Origin of the sequence: Flavivirga rizhaonensis (genome assembly GCF_004791695.1) — a bacterium.
In the GTDB taxonomy this organism is placed as follows: Bacteria; Bacteroidota; Bacteroidia; order Flavobacteriales; family Flavobacteriaceae; genus Flavivirga; species Flavivirga rizhaonensis.
In genome coordinates, this window is sequence record NZ_SRSO01000001.1 from 158011 (window position 1) to 176892 (window position 18882).

At 32.2% G+C, this 18882-nt stretch carries 17 protein-coding genes and 1 riboswitch; of the genes, 9 read left to right on the top strand and 8 right to left on the bottom strand.

Annotated features, from left to right (window positions below):
* Nucleotides 1–22: 22 nt before the first annotated feature.
* The 3 genes from EM932_RS00520 to panB form a co-directional block, all read right to left on the bottom strand.
* On the bottom strand, nucleotides 23–1402 hold the full coding sequence (locus tag EM932_RS00520) for an aldehyde dehydrogenase (RefSeq protein WP_135874391.1): 1380 nt from the start codon (nucleotides 1400–1402) through the stop codon (nucleotides 23–25).
* A 26-nt stretch (nucleotides 1403–1428) separates the two neighbouring features.
* The gene (locus tag EM932_RS00525; RefSeq protein WP_407925208.1) at nucleotides 1429–2154 is read right to left on the bottom strand and encodes an RluA family pseudouridine synthase; all 726 of its coding nucleotides are present in this window, start codon (nucleotides 2152–2154) and stop codon (nucleotides 1429–1431) included.
* Nucleotides 2155–2328: 174 nt separating this feature from the next.
* Complete coding sequence (gene panB / locus EM932_RS00530) at nucleotides 2329–3147, bottom strand: 3-methyl-2-oxobutanoate hydroxymethyltransferase (RefSeq protein ID WP_135874393.1); 819 nt, start codon at nucleotides 3145–3147, stop codon at nucleotides 2329–2331.
* Nucleotides 3148–3265: 118 nt separating this feature from the next.
* Between panB and EM932_RS00535 the strand changes: the two genes are divergently transcribed.
* A complete protein-coding gene (locus EM932_RS00535) occupies nucleotides 3266–3724 on the top strand; it encodes a nuclear transport factor 2 family protein (RefSeq protein WP_135874395.1) in 459 nt (152 codons plus the stop codon).
* A 363-nt stretch (nucleotides 3725–4087) separates the two neighbouring features.
* Here the strand turns inward: EM932_RS00535 and EM932_RS00540 are convergent, their stop codons facing one another.
* Nucleotides 4088–5509, bottom strand: coding sequence for an L-serine ammonia-lyase (locus EM932_RS00540; protein WP_135874397.1), 1422 nt, complete (start codon nucleotides 5507–5509; stop codon nucleotides 4088–4090).
* Nucleotides 5510–5682: 173 nt separating this feature from the next.
* Here EM932_RS00540 and dnaK point away from each other — a divergent pair, with 173 nt between their 5' ends.
* Nucleotides 5683–7590 (top strand): molecular chaperone DnaK, encoded by a 1908-nt coding sequence (gene dnaK, locus EM932_RS00545; protein WP_135874399.1) that lies wholly within the window; start codon nucleotides 5683–5685, stop codon nucleotides 7588–7590.
* A 257-nt stretch (nucleotides 7591–7847) separates the two neighbouring features.
* Nucleotides 7848–9077, top strand: a complete 1230-nt coding sequence (locus EM932_RS00550; RefSeq protein ID WP_135874401.1) for a class I SAM-dependent rRNA methyltransferase — start codon at nucleotides 7848–7850, stop codon at nucleotides 9075–9077.
* An 18-nt stretch (nucleotides 9078–9095) separates the two neighbouring features.
* Here the strand turns inward: EM932_RS00550 and EM932_RS00555 are convergent, their stop codons facing one another.
* The gene (locus EM932_RS00555) at nucleotides 9096–9596 is read right to left on the bottom strand and encodes a nicotinate-nucleotide adenylyltransferase (protein ID WP_135874403.1); all 501 of its coding nucleotides are present in this window, start codon (nucleotides 9594–9596) and stop codon (nucleotides 9096–9098) included.
* Between the two features lie 381 nt (nucleotides 9597–9977).
* Between EM932_RS00555 and EM932_RS00560 the strand changes: the two genes are divergently transcribed.
* Both EM932_RS00560 and EM932_RS00565 read left to right on the top strand, forming a co-directional pair.
* Nucleotides 9978–11159, top strand: coding sequence for a T9SS type A sorting domain-containing protein (locus EM932_RS00560; RefSeq protein WP_135874405.1), 1182 nt, complete (start codon nucleotides 9978–9980; stop codon nucleotides 11157–11159).
* A 77-nt stretch (nucleotides 11160–11236) separates the two neighbouring features.
* Entirely contained in the window at nucleotides 11237–12184 is a 948-nt protein-coding gene (locus EM932_RS00565) for an NAD(P)H-dependent flavin oxidoreductase (protein ID WP_135874407.1), read from the top strand.
* Here EM932_RS00565 and EM932_RS00570 read toward each other — a convergent pair.
* Nucleotides 12177–12533, bottom strand: coding sequence for a hypothetical protein (locus tag EM932_RS00570; RefSeq protein WP_135874409.1), 357 nt, complete (start codon nucleotides 12531–12533; stop codon nucleotides 12177–12179). The genes EM932_RS00565 and EM932_RS00570 overlap by 8 nt on opposite strands.
* A 150-nt stretch (nucleotides 12534–12683) precedes the next feature.
* Here EM932_RS00570 and EM932_RS00575 point away from each other — a divergent pair, with 150 nt between their 5' ends.
* The 3 genes from EM932_RS00575 to EM932_RS00585 all read left to right on the top strand — a co-directional run bounded on the left by EM932_RS00575 (nucleotide 12684) and on the right by EM932_RS00585 (nucleotide 15038).
* A complete protein-coding gene (locus EM932_RS00575) occupies nucleotides 12684–13289 on the top strand; it encodes a pyridoxamine 5'-phosphate oxidase family protein (RefSeq protein WP_135874411.1) in 606 nt (201 codons plus the stop codon).
* A 9-nt stretch (nucleotides 13290–13298) separates the two neighbouring features.
* Entirely contained in the window at nucleotides 13299–14285 is a 987-nt protein-coding gene (locus EM932_RS00580) for an aldo/keto reductase (RefSeq protein WP_135874413.1), read from the top strand.
* A gap of 15 nt (nucleotides 14286–14300) precedes the next feature.
* A riboswitch (cobalamin riboswitch) is annotated at nucleotides 14301–14431 on the top strand.
* Nucleotides 14432–14546: 115 nt separating this feature from the next.
* Nucleotides 14547–15038: a PAS domain-containing protein gene (locus EM932_RS00585; RefSeq protein WP_135874415.1), complete on the top strand. Its 492-nt coding sequence runs from the start codon at nucleotides 14547–14549 to the stop codon at nucleotides 15036–15038.
* Nucleotides 15039–15045: 7 nt separating this feature from the next.
* Here the strand turns inward: EM932_RS00585 and EM932_RS00590 are convergent, their stop codons facing one another.
* Entirely contained in the window at nucleotides 15046–15930 is an 885-nt protein-coding gene (locus tag EM932_RS00590) for an AraC family transcriptional regulator (RefSeq protein WP_135874417.1), read from the bottom strand.
* Nucleotides 15931–16277: 347 nt separating this feature from the next.
* Between EM932_RS00590 and EM932_RS00595 the strand changes: the two genes are divergently transcribed.
* A complete protein-coding gene (locus EM932_RS00595; protein WP_135874419.1) occupies nucleotides 16278–18038 on the top strand; it encodes a serine hydrolase in 1761 nt (586 codons plus the stop codon).
* Nucleotides 18039–18177: 139 nt separating this feature from the next.
* Here the strand turns inward: EM932_RS00595 and EM932_RS00600 are convergent, their stop codons facing one another.
* Nucleotides 18178–18858, bottom strand: coding sequence for a DUF2490 domain-containing protein (locus tag EM932_RS00600; RefSeq protein ID WP_135874421.1), 681 nt, complete (start codon nucleotides 18856–18858; stop codon nucleotides 18178–18180).
* Between the last annotated feature and the right edge of the window lie 24 nt (nucleotides 18859–18882).

The following is an 18882-nucleotide window of genomic DNA, read 5'->3' on the forward strand; positions in this document are numbered from 1 at the left end:
GTTTAAATTGCACTTGCAGTAATTAAGAGAAGTATTTAAACATTTTTTTTAAAAGATCTAATTTTCCTTTATATGGTGCGTATCTTACACCTGGATCAGACCAATTTCTTCGCTTAGAGATTGCTTTATTATGTGAAAATGTATCGAATCCTGTTTTTCCATGATAAGCTCCCATACCACTAGCACCTATTCCTCCAAATGGCAATCTGTGATTTCCAAAATGGATTAATAGATCGTTTACTACACCGCCACCAAAATTATATTTTTTGATTGTTTGCTCAACAAAAGTACTATTGTTTGAAAACACATAAAGGGCTAATGGTTTTTCATAATTCCAAATAATATTTTCTATATCCTGTTCTGTATTATAAGTTAGAATAGGTAAAACAGGTCCGAAAATCTCGCCACCCATTATTTTATTATCTAAATTTGGAGTATCAACAAGGGTAGGTGCTATATAGCAATTTTCTACATCTATCTCCCCTCCAAAAATTACTTGAGAATCTTCCAGCATGTCTGTTATTCTTAGCACATTTCTTTTGTTAATAATTCTTGGTAAATCAGGAGATTCTTTTGGGTCTATACCATATCTTTTTGTTATTTCGGTTTTTAAAGCTTCAACAAAAGCATCCTTAATATTAGATTTTATAATGATGTAATCTGCAGAAATACATGTCTGTCCAGCATTTAAAAACTTTCCCCATGAGATACGTCTGGCAACCAGTTTTAAATTAACTGTTTCATCAATAATACATGGTGATTTACCTCCTAATTCTAAGGTAATAGGAGTTAAGTGTTTTGCAGCTGCGCGAGCAACAATTTTTCCAACAGGTACGCTACCAGTAAAGAATATATAGTCCCATTTTTGAGCGAGTAGTTGTGTTGCTGTTTCAACATCACCTTCAATGGATGTTACAATTGTTTTAGGAAATACTTTTTGAATAATGTCGGTAATGAGTTGAGAGGTATGTTTAGTTAGTTCGCTAGGTTTTAAAACAACCGTATTTCCACTAGCAATTGCCATAATTAAAGGTTCTATAGCTAATAAAAAGGGATAGTTCCACGGAGCAATGATTAATACATTTCCGTAAGGTTCTTTATAAATATAATCTTGAGATGGAAATGTGAGCATCGACGATTTTACCCGTTTTGGTTTTGCCCACTTTTTGAGATTTTTAATAACTAAATTCAGTTCAGAAATAACCAATCCAAATTCACTAATAAACGTTTCAAACTCTGGTTTTTTGAAATCTTTTTTTAAAGCATCGTAAATAGCTTGTTCGTTAGAAACGATTTCCTGTTTTAAGGTCTTTAAAAGCGATAATCTATAAGAGACATCCTTTGTTTTTTGTGACTTAAAAAAATCTTTTTGTTTTGAAAGTATTTCAGGTATAGTATCCAAAAGTGTTTTTTATAAAGATATTTAAATTATGGGAAACAAGCGTCCCAAATAGCATCTTTTGGCAGTGGTGCAGAAATAGTTATAGGTTCTTTTTTTACTGGATGAACAAACTCTATATGTCTTGCATGTAAATGAATACTAGCGTCTTTATTACTTCTGTTAAAACCATATTTTAGGTCTCCCTTGATGGGGCATCCTATATTAGATAGTTGAGATCGTATTTGATGATGCCTACCAGTTTCTAAATTAACTTCAAGCAAATAATAGTTGTCTAGTTTCTTTAATAATTTATAATGAAGAATGGCTTTTTTACTGTCTTTAACCTCTTTAGTATACGCGGTTGATTTATTGTTTTTTGGATTCTTTTTCAACCAATTTACTAATGTGTTTTCAGGTTTTAAAGGCATATTTTTTACAACAGCCCAGTATGTTTTTTGTATATCCTTTGAAAGGAATAATTTATTAAGTCTGGGTAGTACTTTACTTGTTTTTGCAAATATAACAAGCCCTGTTGTTGGTCTGTCTAAACGATGCGCCACTCCTAAATATACATTTCCAGGTTTGTTGTATTTATCTTTAATATATTCTTTTACAACATCGCTTAATGGTTTATCACCAGTTTTGTCACCCTGTACAATGTCTCCTGCACGCTTATTAACTATAATAATATGATTGTCTTCGAATAAAACTTGAAGATTATTTTTATTTGAAAGTGTTTTTTTAGTCACAAATACACGAATAATTTTTCCCAAAGTTATAGTTCTATGTTATTAAGCTAAAAGATTGAAGAATGTCAGTCTGAGCGCGTAGTTGAAGACATTAAATCTTTATTTTTTAAAGCATTTCGACTGTGCTCAATGCGACAAATAGAACAAATTTCTTTACTTACATGCCATTGGTCTATAACCGGTTGTTGAGATTAATAATTAATATTGCTCACTATCATTTGGAAAATCAAGCGTTTTAACATCGTCTACATATTGAGAGATCGCATTGGTCATATCTTCATATAAATTCATGTAACGACGCAAGAAACGAGGATTAAATTCGTGAGTCATTCCCAGCATATCATGTAATACCAATACCTGACCGTCTACACCATTTCCAGCACCAATACCTATAATAGGAATACTCACACTATCAGCTACTTGCTTAGCTAGTTTGGCAGGTATTTTTTCAAGCACAATTGCAAAACATCCAATGCGTTCCAGCATTTTTGCATCTTCCATAAGCCTTTGAGCTTCTTCTTCTTCTTTGGCTCTTACTGTATAAGTTCCAAATTTATATATAGATTGGGGTGTTAAGCCTAAATGCCCCATTACAGGAATCCCTGCATTTAATATACGCTTAATGGAGTCTTTTATTTCTTTACCACCTTCTAGTTTAACCGAATGCGCACCACTTTCTTTCATAATTCTAATAGCAGATCGTAAGGCTTCTTTAGGATCACTTTGATAGCTTCCAAAAGGTAAATCTACAACTATAAGAGCACGGTAAATAGCACGAATTACAGAAGAAGCATGGTATATCATTTGATCTAAAGTAATTGGTAATGTGGTTTCATGTCCAGCCATCACATTACTAGCAGAATCTCCAACAAGTATAACATCTATACCGGCACCATCAACTATTTTTGCCATGGTGTAATCGTAAGCCGTTAACATTGATATTTTCTCACCATTAGCTTTCATATCAACTAATGATTTAACTGTAATGCGTTTATATTCTTTTTTAGCTACAGACATTTTTTTTCTGATTTTAAATAGTATGTAAAAGTAATGAATTAAGTATATATGTTAAACTTTTCTTTAAGCAACATCAACATTACATATCTTATTTTACTTTAGATAAAATTTAAATATTATGGCTCGGACAATATTCTATTTATTCGTTTTAATTACATCTACGATTTATGCCCAAAATGATGAGCAAGCTGAAGTAAAAGAAGCAGTAGATACCTTTTTTGAAGGATTTCATAAGGGGGATACAACACTTATGAAGTCTGTTATTGCGGATAAAATAATCATGCAAACAGCTTACAGAAACAAAGAAGGAAAAGATATTTTAGTAACAGACGAACCAGGAAAACTTATAAATGCTATTGCAAATAGATCTGATGACCAGAAATGGGATGAACGTTTATTAGACTATAGTATTCAGGTTGATGGTAATATGGCTAATGCCTGGACGCCTTATGAATTTTGGTTTAATGGTACATTTAGTCATTGTGGTGTTAATTCTTTTCAATTGTTTAAAGATGGGGGTCAATGGAAAATTATTTATTTGATTGATACTCGGAGAAAGTCTACTTGTGATAAATAAGATATTTAATCTTCAAATGTTTTGTTTCACGAAGACGCAAAGACGTTAAGATATGAAGTTTAAGCTTGTTTAAATATGTTTTCTCGTTAAGGTACAGAGATGTAAAACTACTTTATTGTAACGCGCAAGGGATAGCAGAGGAAAGCCCGCTGTGAGAAATGAGTGAGGATTTGTATCATATATAGCCCGACCCCAATGTCATTAAGTTAAGGAAAATTATTCCCTTTTTGTCACATTGAGCGCAGTCGAAATGCCAATGAAAACTAGAACTCCAATAGGTCTTCGACTGCGCTCAGACTGACATCACAGTTTTAACTTAATGACATTGAGCCCGATCCTACAGGGGGGCGCAAAAAAATTAGTTTAACAATCAGACATATTAACACCAATAGCTAACCCACCTTCAGACGTTTCTTTATATTTTGTGTGCATATCTTTTGCTGTTTCCCACATGGTAGCAACCACTTTATCCAGAGGAACTTTTGTGTTTTTCGGATCAGTATCTAGAGCCATTTCTGCGGCATTTATAGCCTTAATAGCCCCCATGGCATTACGTTCAATACATGGTATTTGCACCAATCCACCAATGGGGTCACAGGTTAGGCCTAAATGATGTTCCATAGCAATTTCGGCAGCGATTAGTACTTGTTCTGGAGACCCTCCTAAAAGCTCACAAAGCGCACCAGAAGCCATGGCTGAAGATACGCCTATTTCTGCTTGACAGCCTCCCATGGCAGCACTAATTGTTGCTCCTTTTTTAAAGATGCTACCTATTTCGCCAGCAACTAATAAAAAGCGTTTTATGTCCTCAAAATTGGCATCGTGATTTTCAATTACTAAATAGTACAGTAAAACAGCAGGAATAACTCCAGAACTTCCATTTGTTGGAGCAGTAACCACTCTTCCTAAAGAGGCATTGACTTCGTTTACAGCAAGCGCAAAACAACTAACCCATTTTAATATTTGTCGAAATTTAACTTTGGTATCTCTTATAGCATACAGCCATTCAACAGGGGTGTTATAGGCAGTTTGTCCTTTTAAATTCTGATGCATATCAAAAGCACGACGTCTTACATTTAATCCTCCGGGAAGATTCCCTTCTGTATGACAGCCAATATATATACATTCAAGCATGGTGTCCCAAATACGTTTTAACTCTATGTCTATTTCTTTTTCTGAACGAATTGATTTTTCATTTTCTAAAACAACTTCAGAGATTGGTTTATCTAAAATTTTACAAAACTCTAGAAGTTCTGTGCCTTTATCAATAGGATAAGGGAAAGAGCATTTAATTTCAAAATTTTTCTTAGAGTTTTCAAGGGCTTCCTTAACCACAAACCCTCCACCTATAGAATAAAAAGTTGACTTTTTATTTTTTCCATTTATAATCGCAGTAAAAATTAATCCGTTTGAATGAAACGGTAAAAATTCCCTATTAAAAATTATATCGGTTTCTATATTAAAAGCTATAGGTTTCTCATTGTTAAAGTATAATGTTTTTGTTTTTTTGATTTCAGAAATAATAGTAGCGATGGTTTCCGTAGGAATAATTTCAGGATCAGAACCATTTAATCCAAGTATGACAGCATAATCTGTTGCATGACCTTTTCCTGTTAATGATAAAGAACCATAAAGATTTACAGATATTTTTTTGACCTTATCAAAGTTATTTGAGTCTTTTAGTTCTTTAATCCACCTTTCGGCTGCTCTCCAAGGACCCAATGTATGCGAACTAGATGGTCCTATACCAATTTTTAACATGTCAAAAACAGAGATACACTCCATATAACTATATCGTTTTAGTAGAGCAAATATAGATTGTTTTATTACATAATTAGAGATATTATTTAATATATATATATGAGTAAATGACAGCTTGTCAGTATTTTTCAAATGGCATAATGATTGACTATTACAAATCGAGTTTAAAAATGAACACAAATAAAGTATAAAATATTATGAGTAAAATTATTGGAATCGATTTAGGAACAACCAACTCTTGCGTTTCTGTAATGGAAGGTAACGAACCTGTTGTTATCCCAAACGCAGAAGGTAAGCGTACTACACCATCTGTAATTGCTTTTGTAGAAGGAGGTGAGATTAAAGTTGGTGATCCAGCAAAACGTCAGGCAGTAACAAATCCAACAAAAACAGTTTATTCTATTAAACGTTTTATGGGTAATAAATATTCTGAATCTAAAAAAGAAGCAGAACGCGTACCATATAAAGTAGTGAAAGGAGATAATGATACACCTCGTGTAGATATTGATGGTCGTTTATATACACCACAAGAATTATCTGCTATGATTCTTCAAAAAATGAAGAAAACTGCTGAAGATTATTTAGGAACAGATGTAAGTGAAGCTGTAATTACAGTACCAGCTTACTTTAATGATTCGCAACGTCAAGCTACTAAAGAAGCAGGAGAGATTGCAGGTTTAAAAGTTCGTAGAATTATTAATGAACCTACTGCAGCAGCTTTAGCTTATGGTCTAGATAAAAAAGGACAAGACCAAAAAATAGTTGTTTTTGATTTTGGTGGAGGAACACATGATGTATCTATCCTAGAATTAGGAGATGGTGTATTTGAAGTACTTTCTACAGATGGAGATACACATTTAGGTGGTGATGATGTAGATGAGAAAATCATCAACTGGTTGGCAGATGAGTTTAATGCTGAAGAAAATATGGATTTACGTAAAGATCCAATGTCTTTACAACGTTTAAAAGAAGCTGCTGAAAAAGCGAAGATTGAATTATCTTCTTCTGCACAAACAGAAATTAACTTACCATATATTACGGCTACTGCAAGTGGACCAAAACACTTAGTACGTACATTAACGCGTTCTAAATTTGAGCAGTTAATTGATGATTTAGTAAAGCGTACTATCGATCCTTGTGAATCTGCTTTAAAAGCTGCAGGGTTATCAAAAAGTGATATTGATGAAGTTATTTTAGTAGGTGGTTCTACACGTATTCCTGCTGTACAAGAAGCTGTTGAGAAATTCTTTGGAAAAGCGCCAAGTAAAGGTGTAAATCCAGATGAAGTAGTATCATTAGGAGCTGGTATACAAGGAGGTGTATTAACAGGAGATGTAAAAGATGTTTTACTTTTAGATGTAACACCATTATCTCTTGGTATTGAAACTATGGGTAATGTATTTACAAAGCTTATTGAAGCGAATACAACAATACCTACTAAGAAGTCACAAGTATTCTCTACAGCGGCAGATAATCAACCATCGGTTGAAATCCATGTATTGCAAGGAGAAAGAGCTATGGCCGCAGATAATAAAACAATTGGACGTTTCCACTTAGACGGTATTCCACCAGCAAGACGTGGTACACCACAAATTGAAGTGACATTTGATATTGATGCAAATGGTATCATTAAAGTTTCTGCTACGGATAAAGCGACTAATAAATCACAAGATATTCGTATAGAAGCATCTTCAGGTTTAACGGAAGAAGAAATCCAAAAGATGAAAGCTGATGCTGAAGCTAATGCTGAGGCAGACGCAAAAGCAGCTGAGAGTGCTCAGAAATTAAACGAAGCAGATTCTATGATTTTCCAAACGGAAAAGCAATTAGAAGAGTTTGGTGATAAATTATCAGATGATAAAAAGAAGCCAATAGAAGACGCTTTAGAAGAATTGAAAAAAGCTTATGAAACTAAAGATTTAGAGGTTATTACGCCTGCTTTAGATAAAATAAATGAAGCTTGGAAAGTCGCTTCAGAAGAAATGTACAAAGCACAAGCTGAAGCTCAAGGCGGCGCACCAGGTTCAGATGCTGGAGGAGGAGAACAAGCTCAAGCTGAAGAAGGAAGTGACGTAGAAGACGTAGACTTCGAAGAAGTCAAGTAGCCTGTCCTGAGCGAAGTCGAAGGGTAGACTTCGAAGAAGTCAAGTAAGTAGCGAATCAATTTTGTATAGCAAAATTGTATGAGTCACTTATCCTGAGCGGAGTCGAAGGATCTTAATAGATTAAAAAAAACGCAGTCAGAAATGATTGCGTTTTTTATATAAACGTATTTAATTTCTTCATCAAAGTACAAGCGTTTAAGTATACAGTTTTTTTATCCTTATAAAAGGAATACTTTTGACATAAACTTTATCAAAATATGTCTTTTTCACCACAAATAAAATCAAATTATAAACCCAAAAATTTAGCAGTAAAGCTTAATGCAAAAGGCGAACAATTTGTAACTCAAGGGCATCCTTGGGTGTTTTCAAATAATATTTCTAAAATAAATGATACTGCGAGGTCTGGAGATTTAGCTATTATATTTGGTAAAAATAAGAATCGTGTTATTGGTTTAGGTCTTTATGATGCTAATTCCCCGATACGTATTAAAATGTTACACCATGGTGCAAAAAAAGTAACTATTGATGATCTGTATTTTGAAAAGCAAATCCAAGAAGCCTATTCTAAAAGATTACATTTACTAAAAACGAATACTAATAGCTATCGTTTATTATTTGGTGAAAATGATGGTTTTCCTGGATTAATAGCCGATGTCTATGCGACTGTGTTAGTAGTGAAAATTTATTCTGAAATCTGGCTACCTTATTTAGATACTATTATTCCAATTTTACAGGAAGTAAGTCATGCAGAAACAGTTGTAATACGTTTAAGTAGGGCTTTAGAGCAATCTAAATTACATAAAATAAAAAATGGTGATGTCGTTTTCGGAACTTTAGAGAATGAAGTTGTTCAATTTATAGAGCATAATGTAAAGTTTTCAGCAAATGTTATTAAAGGACATAAAACAGGTTATTTTTTAGATCATAGAGCAAACCGAAAACAAGTAGGTGAGTGGAGTAAAGGTAAAACGGTTTTGGATGTTTTTTCCTATGCAGGAGGGTTTTCTGTACATGCTTTATACAATGGAGCTAAATCGGTTACAAGTTTAGATATAAGTAAACAGGCATTAGAAATTGCCTATCAAAATGGAAAACTAAATGATTATTCAGGGAAGCATGATATCATTGCTGGAGATGCTTTTGTAGAGCTTAAAAAAATGATTAAAAGTAAACAAACTTTTGATGTTGTGGTTATTGACCCACCGAGTTTTGCTAAACAACAATCTGAAATTGATCTTGCTAAAAGAAAATATGCGCAATTAGCTGAATTAGGAATTCAATTAACTACTAGTAAAGGGCTTTTAGTTTTAGCATCTTGCTCGTCAAGAGTTCTAGCACACTCATTTTTTGATATTAATCTACAAGTATTAAATAATCAATCACGACAGTTTAATAATATTTTAAATACGTATCACGATATAGATCATCCAATCAGCTTCCCTGAAGGAGCTTATTTAAAATGCGGATATTATAGGTTTTCAAATTAGCTTTTAAAAGAATAAATTTTAAAGAAAAATCCCTTTTTCATCGGTTTTTATCATAATAGTCTTATCGTCATTTTTTATTTTGACTTTATATTCTTGGGTTAAAGAATCTTTATTATAATGATATTTGATAAGATAGGTATCTTCAATGATTCCCCAATTAGGAAAGCGTTTGGAAATCGATTGCATAACAGCTAGTGGTAATTTTACATTTTTATATTTTTCGTTAGTTCTTATTATTTTTCCAGTTTTATCATATGCAGCAATTATTCTTCCTTCTGGAACAGAAAAAGATATTTCGTAAATATCATCTATTTTATCATAAAGCTTAGAGAGTTCTTTGTGGTCATAATTTAGAATTTCATCTTCTAATTTTTTAACGCGTTTAGGCGTATGATCTAAACCTGTTGCATCCAAATATTTGTAATTTACTGAAATTACTGTGTTTGACAGTTCAATTGTTTGAGAATTGATTTGGGTGGTTAATCCAAAAATTAAAAAACCAAATAATATTTTTTTCATGGCTAACAATATTAAGTTAAAGCAGTTAAAATTAACTATGCATGCATAATAAAACTATGATAAAAGTCATACTGCCAAATATTTATGCTAAATATTACCTAATAATTTGATTTTCATTTATTAGAATGTTAGTGTTAAGGCTGCAATACTAATTTACTAGTTTGTTACAAATTTTTAATGCAATCATTTTCGACATAATGTGAAGTGTTACTAATTCAATAGTTTTTTCTTTAATATATTTGAATATCAAACATTTACTGTCTTTTTTAGATCCGTTAGTATCGAACATTACTTTTTAAAGCGTTGTTTTTTAATTAATAAGGTAGGATTTTTTTTTAGTTACTTGTTTAGTAAGTAACAAATCTGAATAAATACCTACTTATGAAAAAATCACTACGCTTCCCGTTACTTTTATTATATATCTTTTTCAATATAAATGTTTTTGCTCAGCAAGACAAAACGATGTACGTTTTTGGGCATAGTTTAATAGTACATGCTACGTCTAGCGATGAAACTACCGTACCTCATTGGGTATATCTTTTAGCTGAGGAAGCTGGAAGTTCAGTTTCTGTCAGCGGACAATATGGTTTTTTGCCTCAGCACGATAATTTACCACCTATTGCACAATGGGGTTTTGACATTGTAACTCCTGCTTGGGATTCTGATACTCAAAACTTCTCTGAAGCAAATTTTGATACTATATTATTAACAGCTGGTAATTTTGTTCAGGGTCAACCGTCAAATATGTTATATTATGGAGATCCGGATACGTCACCGTTATCTGCTACTTTGACTATTTTAGATTGGATAGAAAATGAAGCACCTAATGCCATTACCTATATATATGAAAATTGGCCTGATATGGCTCCATTTATAGCAGGGGAATCTTTTCCTCCAAGTGTATCGGAGTTTCAAAATTATAATACTTATACGGAAGGTGATTTTCATGATTGGTGGATTGAATATCATGATTTTGTGCAAGCAGAAAGACCAACTGAAGATGTTAGGATGATTCCTGTAGGTCCAATACTTAGCAAATTGCTTAGTCAGTCTCCTTTAAATCAAATTCCGATTCTTGATTTATACGAAGATAATGCTCCGCATGGTAGACCAACCCTATATTTCCTTGCTAGTTTGATAACTTATATGGCCATTTATGAAGAAAAAGCACCAGTAAGTTTTAATATTCCTAATACAGTTAATGCCTTAGTAGAAAATAATTTTCAGAATACAATAGATTTTATTTGGGGTGAATTACTACGTTTTAATGATACTTCAGGAAATAGTCGTGTTTTTGTGAATTCACTTTTAAGTGTTTCTAATAATGAAAGCAATCAAGTAGTAAATGTTAGACCAAACCCAACAAAAGGCAAGATTGTGATTGATGCTGGTATAAATGCAATTTCCTATGAGTTATACGACTTGAATGGAAGACAAGTTAAAACAGGTAATCATCTGGCTAACAATGATCTAGACATCACAAATATTTCCAAAGGATTATATCTTTTAAAAATTAAAGATGGTAAAGGTAAACTTTATAATAAGAAAATAGTTAAAGAATAGTTTTACATAAGCATAAATATATTATGCATGCATAATATATTTATGCTTATATTTGTATAGATTAATTTTAAATATCTATGCAAACTAAATTAACAGAACTTCTTAAAATAAAACACCCTATAATACAGGCTCCCATGTTTTTAGTATCTAATGTAGCTATGGTAAAAGAAGCGATGGAAGGTGGTATTGCGGGCTGTATACCTGCATTAAACTACAGAACACTTGAAGAATTACGAACAGCTATAAAAGAGTTGAAGGCTAATAGGGTAGAAGGTGGGGCTTTTGGGTTTAACTTAATAGTTAACAAATCTAATGTAAAGTATAAAGGTCAATTAGAGGTGCTTTGCAAAGAAGGTTGTGATTTCATTATTACATCTTTAGGAAGCCCAGAGGAAACAATTAAGCAAGCACATAAAGTAGGAATTAAAGTGTTTTGTGATGTAGTTGATTTAAAATTTGCAAAAAAAGTAGAGGAACTAGGGGCCGATGCTATTATAGCTGTAAATAATAAAGCTGGAGGTCATCGCGGTGATAAATCACCAGAAAATTTAATTAAAGAGCTAAGTACAAATTGTAGTATTCCTATAATTTCAGCTGGAGGTGTTGGTATTAAAGCAGATATTGATAACATGCTAAGTTATGGCGCTGCAGGTGTATCTGTAGGAAGTCCTTTTATAGCCTCTATAGAGGCTAGTGTTACCGATGAATATAAACAAGCCTGTGTTGACTATGGTGCAAATGATATAGTTATGACTGAACGCATTTCAGGAACTCCATGTACAGTAATAAACACACCTTATGTTAAAAAAATTGGAACTAAACAGACCTGGTTAGAATCGGTTTTAAATAAAAACAAAAAGCTTAAAAAATGGGTGAAAATGATTCGTTTTTCAATTGGGATGAATGCCACTAAAAATGCAGCAACTAAAGCAACTTATAAGACTGTTTGGGTTGCTGGTCCTAGTATTGAATATACTAAAGAAATCTTACCAACTAAAGAAATTATTAATCGTTTAGTTAATTAACTAAGGCGATTTTGGCTTTTCTTTTATTCTTCTTTTTTCCAACAAATAAGCTAAGTGTTGTACTAACTGTTAAACCTCCTATAGTTGTAGCAATAGCCTCACCAATATCAAACCTTTCATTTTGTATGCCTCCATCGTAAACTTCTTTAGCTATACCTGCTAATGCAGAAGTTCCTAAACTATACCAAAAAGCTTTTTTCTTATTTTTTGTAGTCGTGTAAACTAAAGTATAGGTGGTTGCCGATATTAATGCACCTGCACCTAGATGTAACTTGTCATCTGCCGAAATAAATTGTGCACTGCATAGTCCTGTAAAACAGAAGGTTAAAATAATAGCTAAAGTTTTCATTAAATATTTGGTATTTAGTTTGTTGATTGTAATTTTATATAATATTTACTATAGAATTAATAAATACTTGTTGAAATACAGTTTTATTTGATTACAGGGTATTTTTATCGCCAGATTAGTTATTTTTGGTAAGCGTTTTAACCTATTATTGTGCAAATTAAAACAGAGTTACAACTTCGTGAGTTATATGGTTTTCCTAAGGGTAGATCCAAGGAAAAAATACTTTCTGGTTTAGAAAAACATGCTATTCATTTTATTGAAACATCACCGTTTTTGGTTATGTCTACATGTAATAGTGAAAGCAAATTAGATGCGTCTCCAAGAGGTGGTACTCCAGGCTTTGTAAAAGTAACTAGTAATACAGAAATAGTAATTCCCGACGCTAAAGGGAATAATATTGTTGATAGTATTAGTAACATTGTAGAGACTGGTATGGTAGGTTTGTTGTTTTTAATACCAGGTGTGGATGAAACGCTTCGTGTTAATGGTCATGCCTCTATTAGTACAGATGCTGAATATTTAGAATTATTTACTTCGGAAAGAATGTTACCAAAAGCGTGTATCGTTATCACTATTGAAGAAGTGTTTTTGCATTGTGCAAAAGCCTTTATGCGTTCTAAGTTATGGGATGAAGCATCAAAAATTGATAGAAACTCATTCCCAACAATGGGGCAAATGTTAAAAGATCAGTTGAGATCTGATGAAGATCCAGAATCCAGAGAGGATATGATTGAACGTTACAAAAAAGACTTATAAATTCATTTAATGAAAACAAGAAAAATAGGAGATAAGGGCTTTGAGGTAAGCGAAGTTGCTTTAGGTTGTTGGCAATTAGGGGCAGATTGGGGAACCTCAATAAATAAAGAAAATGGGTTAGCTATATTAGAAGAAGCCGTGAATAATGGCATTACTTTTTTTGATACTGCTGATATTTATGGACATGGTAAAAGTGAAAAACTCATAGGCGAATTTTTAAATAGTACAGATAAACAAATACGAGTTGCAACAAAGTTTGGTAGAGGAGGGGATGTCTATCCAGATAAGTATTCCAAAGATGTTTTGCGTAAAGCTATTGAAAGTTCATTAAAACGTTTAGATGTTAATGCGATAGATTTACTCCAATTACACTGTGTTCCCAAGCAGTTATTGCTGGAAGAAAATATATTTGGCTGGCTTCGTGATTTAAAAGCGGAAGGTTTAATTAAAAATTTTGGAGCAAGTGTTGAAACGGTTGAAGAAGGATTAATATGCTTAAAGCAAGAAGGGTTGCTTTCGTTGCAGGTTATATATAATGTTTTTAGACAAAAATTAACTAAAGACTTATTGCCACAGGCAGAGGAAAAAGGTATAGGTATTATTGTAAGGTTGCCATTGGCAAGTGGTTTGCTATCTGGAAAATTTAATAAAAACACGACGTTTCCAAAAGATGACCATAGAAATTACAATAGAAATGGTGAAGCCTTTAATGTAGGAGAAACGTTCGCGGGTTTACCTTTTGAAAAAGGCTTAGAATTTGTTGATACAATTTCTAATAAGATTTTACCTGAAGGTCTATCCATGGTAGAATTAGCATTACGTTGGATTTTGGATCACCAAGCAGTTAGTTGTGTTATTCCTGGTGCTAGTTCAACGAAACAAGTTTTATCAAATGCAAAAGTCTCTAATATAGAACCTTTATCTACTGAAACACATCGTTTACTATCTAAATTGTATTCTGAAGACATACAACAATATATTCGTGGAGTCTATTAACTTCAAAATCTTTATATTTGAGTATTATTTAAAGGTTTAGCTCATGCTAAATAATAAGGAATTGTGTTAAAATCACAAGCTGTCGCGCAACTGTAAGTAATATAAAATATTATGAGCCAGATACTTTCCTTTAAAAAATGACAAACGTGCTTTCGCGATAAAAGGCAAGTCAAGACTTTCATAGTTACAACATGCTTAATTAAATTAAGAAATGTTGGAGTCTTTGCTTCTTTATTTCTCAGCACAAAAAATACAGAAGCAATGAAAAAGAAATCACAAACATTACAAGGACCTTTAAAATGCTGGGATATTTACTCGATGCATTTAGCAAAACAAGCTACTAACTTTAATAAGCAGATAGAAATTGAAACCTTAAAGATTTTCAAGAATAAGTTTAATTGGTTTCTTGATATTGAAGCATTAATCACCAATAATCAATTTGAAGCTTTAGTGCTTACCAATTTTGAACAAGAAATTCAATGGGTAAACAAAGGTTTTACAAAAATGACAGGGTATTCCTTTAAATATACCATAGGAAAGACACCTAATTTTTTGCAAGGTAAAAATACATCTCCCACAACTTTAAATAATATGCGTAACTATTTAAAAAGAGGCACTCATTTTAAAGAAAGTATTGTAAACTATAGAAAAAATGGAGAGATGTATAATTGTAGTATTGAAGTCTATCCACTAAGAGATGGTAATAATACGATTACACACCTTTTAGCTTTAGAAAAAGAGGTTAGGTTTTAACTAACACCTATTTTATTGGGATATAAAACTCTGTTTTTAGTTTATGAGGTTTTACACGCTCTGGGTTGCTAATGTATTTTTCTCTAACAATTTCATCACGCAATTCGTAGTCGTTATTTAACAACCATTCATTAAAAATATAATTGTATACGTCTTGGAAAAATTCATAACTACCTTGATATAAAAATACTGCAAACTTACCGCCTTTAAGGATTTTAGTCCCAATGTCTCCTGAAGCTTTAGCGTCTTTAAGGATTACTAAGCAAGAGTCGTATCTTATTTTATCTTCGTCTGTTACTTTTGGATCATCATATGGTAAACCTATATGTTCAATCCCTGCTGTAAATAACTTTTGTTCTTTTACCAGTCCCCAAAGCTTTTGCCATGAATCTGTATAATCTAATGTTTTATATGGCCCCTGCATACGAATGTAGATACATTTTTTATCTTCTAAATCTAGAATTTTAGGCTTTTTGATGTTTAAACTTTGACTGTTTTCGGTACTGGACATTGTTCCCATGATGTTCGATTTTTTAATTGTGAATAATTTGTTTTTGCGATACGCGGTTGGAGATACTCCAAAATGATTTTTAAACTTTTTAGATAATGACGAAGGTGTTTCAAAACCAACATTATAGGCAATGCTTTCAATATCTAAAGACGTATAGCGGATCATTTTTGCAGCCGTTTCTACACGTATTCTAGAAATGTATGCTCCAATGGGTTCTCCTAAAAGCGCTCTACTAATACGATGAAAATGAAACGGTGAAAAATGTGAGATCTCTGCCAGCATTTTTATGTCTATTTTGCTATCTAAATTACTGTGAATGTATTCTACAATAACATTTAGTTTTTGTTCATAAAAAGCTTTGTTGGTTTGTTTTAGTGTCATTTTTAAAGTATTGATTAAATACTATTTAACATTTATACTTATCGTAATAAAATGTCCTTTTTTCCTTTCTATTTCATTATAAAAAGAAACCATAACTTAGGCTATGCTTTGGTTTTCTAATTCATATAAAGAAAAAAATCATCATTTTCTTTTTACGCTAACTACAAATATTAAATAGTATGGCAAATGTATTCACTATTCAAGATATAAACTTTTCCAAACTTGCTAGATTATTATCCATAATTGAATGAATTTAACAATTATTAAATTTATTTTGTAACTTATTATGGCTTCTATACGTCTTACTTTTAATTTAGAATAAACCCATTCATCTAAAATGTTAGCATATGAAATCAAATTCAAATTATCAATTGTTTAAAAATGGTACATTACTACTTTCTTTATTATTAATATGTAATATATGTTTTGCTCAAACCAAAGTAGAGCAAATCGACAAGTTAATAAGTATGTATGGAGCTTATGGTAAGTTTAATGGGTCTGTGTTAGTATCAGACCATGGAAAGGTTATTTATAAAAAAGGATTTGGTATGGCAAATATGGAATGGGATATTCCTAACAAGCCCAATACAAAACATCGTTTGGGTTCTATCACTAAACAGTTTACGGCAATGCTCATATTACAATTGGCAGCTGATGGAAAATTAGATTTACAAGAACCCATTACTAAATATCTACCAGATTATCCAAAAAAAACCGGAGATAAGATAACCACACATCATTTACTTACGCATACGTCTGGAATACCAAACTATACCTCATTTCCTAAGTTTTTCCAAGAAGAAAGTCGTAATCCATACACACCCAATGAGTTTGTGAAAAAATTTGCGGATAAAGCATTAGATTTTTCACCTGGTGAAAAATTTAGTTACAGTAACTCAGGGTATTTTCTTTTAGGTGTTATAGTTGAGAAATTATCTGGAAAAACCTATGAACAAATGCTTCATGATAAAATCTTTATACCATTAAACATGAATGAATCTGGTTACGATAATCATAGTGATATTTTGAAAAACAGAGCTACAGGCTATGAAAACAGAGGTAATAAGTTTATAAATTCGAATTATTTGGATATGTCTATTCCTTATGCGGCTGGGTCTATGTATTCAACTGTTGAAGATTTGTATAAATGGGATCAGGCTTTGTATACCAATACCATACTATCAAAAGACTATATGGATATGTATTTTAAGCCTTATATATCTGCTTTTGGTAATAGCCATTATGCATATGGGTGGGGTGTTGGCTATAATAAAATAGGTAAATCTGCCGATAGTATTTATACCATAGGCCATGGCGGTGGTATTAATGGATTTAACACCAACATTTCCAGAGCACCATCTGATAAATCTTTGGTTGTGCTTTTAAATAATACAGGACGAGCACCACTTAATCAAATGACTAGGGCCATTAGAGGTATTATGTATGGCAAAGATTATAAATTGCCCAAAAAATCGGTAGCCAATGAGGTGTTAGGTGTTATAGAGGAAAAAGGTATTGATGCCGGAATAACACATTACAATACCATTAAAGATTCTGAAACTTATAGTTTAAGAGAAAATGAAATGAATGGAATTGGTTACCAGCTTATGAGTTCTGGTAAAGTAGAAGCAGCAGCAAAAGTATTTAAACTAAATATCGATGCGTTTCCTAAATCATCAAATGCCTATGATAGCTATGGAGAAGCGCTTATGAATTTAGAGAAGAACGATCTAGCGATAGAGAACTATAAGAAATCTGTAGAGTTAAACCCTAACAATCAAAATGCCATTGGTTATTTAAAGAAATTGGGAGTAGATGTTAGTGATTTAGTAAAAGAAGCGGTTGTACCTGATGCTATTTTGGAAACCTACGTAGGAAAATATCAACTCATGCCTAGTTTCATTATAACTATTACTAAAGAAGGCAGCCAATTAAAAGCACAAGCTACAGGACAACCGATAGCTGATATTTTTCCGAAGTCTGAAAATGTATTTTACTTAAAAGTGGTAAATGCGCAATTGACTTTTAATAAGAATGATGAAGGTAAAGTATTTAGTGTTAATCTTTTACAAGGTGGGCGAGAGATTACTGGTAAAAAGATAGAGTAATAAAATACCCCGTATTGTCGCATGGACGTTTAAGTGAAAAATGTTAGTTACGAGGAAGTATGTAATTTTTATTTACTGTAGTAATCTTTATAATCTGAAGAGATTACTACGTCGTACCCCCTCGTAATGGCATAAATGTTTAAGCTTTTTTCTTTCTATGATCCGTTTTAATAAATAAACTTACTTGTAATCTGTGTAAATTTAGGTCGTTTATAAAACGATACATATAGCCTAATTGTAAATTACAAGATTTATTAAGATTTATACCAAGAGCACCGTAAAGCCTGTTTTCTGAAAAGAAGTCTTTTTCAAGATGAAAAAGGACTTCATTATTTGCACGAATGAAAAGTGTTTTGTTTAGATTAATTTTTGTTCCTAATCGATATCTTAATCTATTTTTTGATGAGTGGCCTACCCTAAGATTAAATAAACGCTGCTCAAGTCTTAATCGATGATCTATAGGTAAATTACTTAACTTATGTTTATAGGCAATTTGCTCAGATATTCTGTATTCATATACATGTCTGCCATCTAGACCTTGAATACTTCTATCAATGTCTAAAAAACTATAGCCTAGTTCAACTTTTAGTTTATTATTTATGTGATAATTTATACCTCCTTTAAGGAGCAATAAATTAAAATTTGTTGTTGGCTCATAAGCCCAGATTTGTCCACCAGCAACTATGCTTATTTTGTTTGATATTCTGTGGTTTCCAAAGTAAGTGTACCAGGCACCTAATTCGTCTTCTGGTGAAGTTTGTGAGTGACTTAAAGAAATAGTAAGTAAAAAAATAAATGTTGTTAAGTAATGTTTCATCATTTTGAGTTTGAGAAATAAGATCTC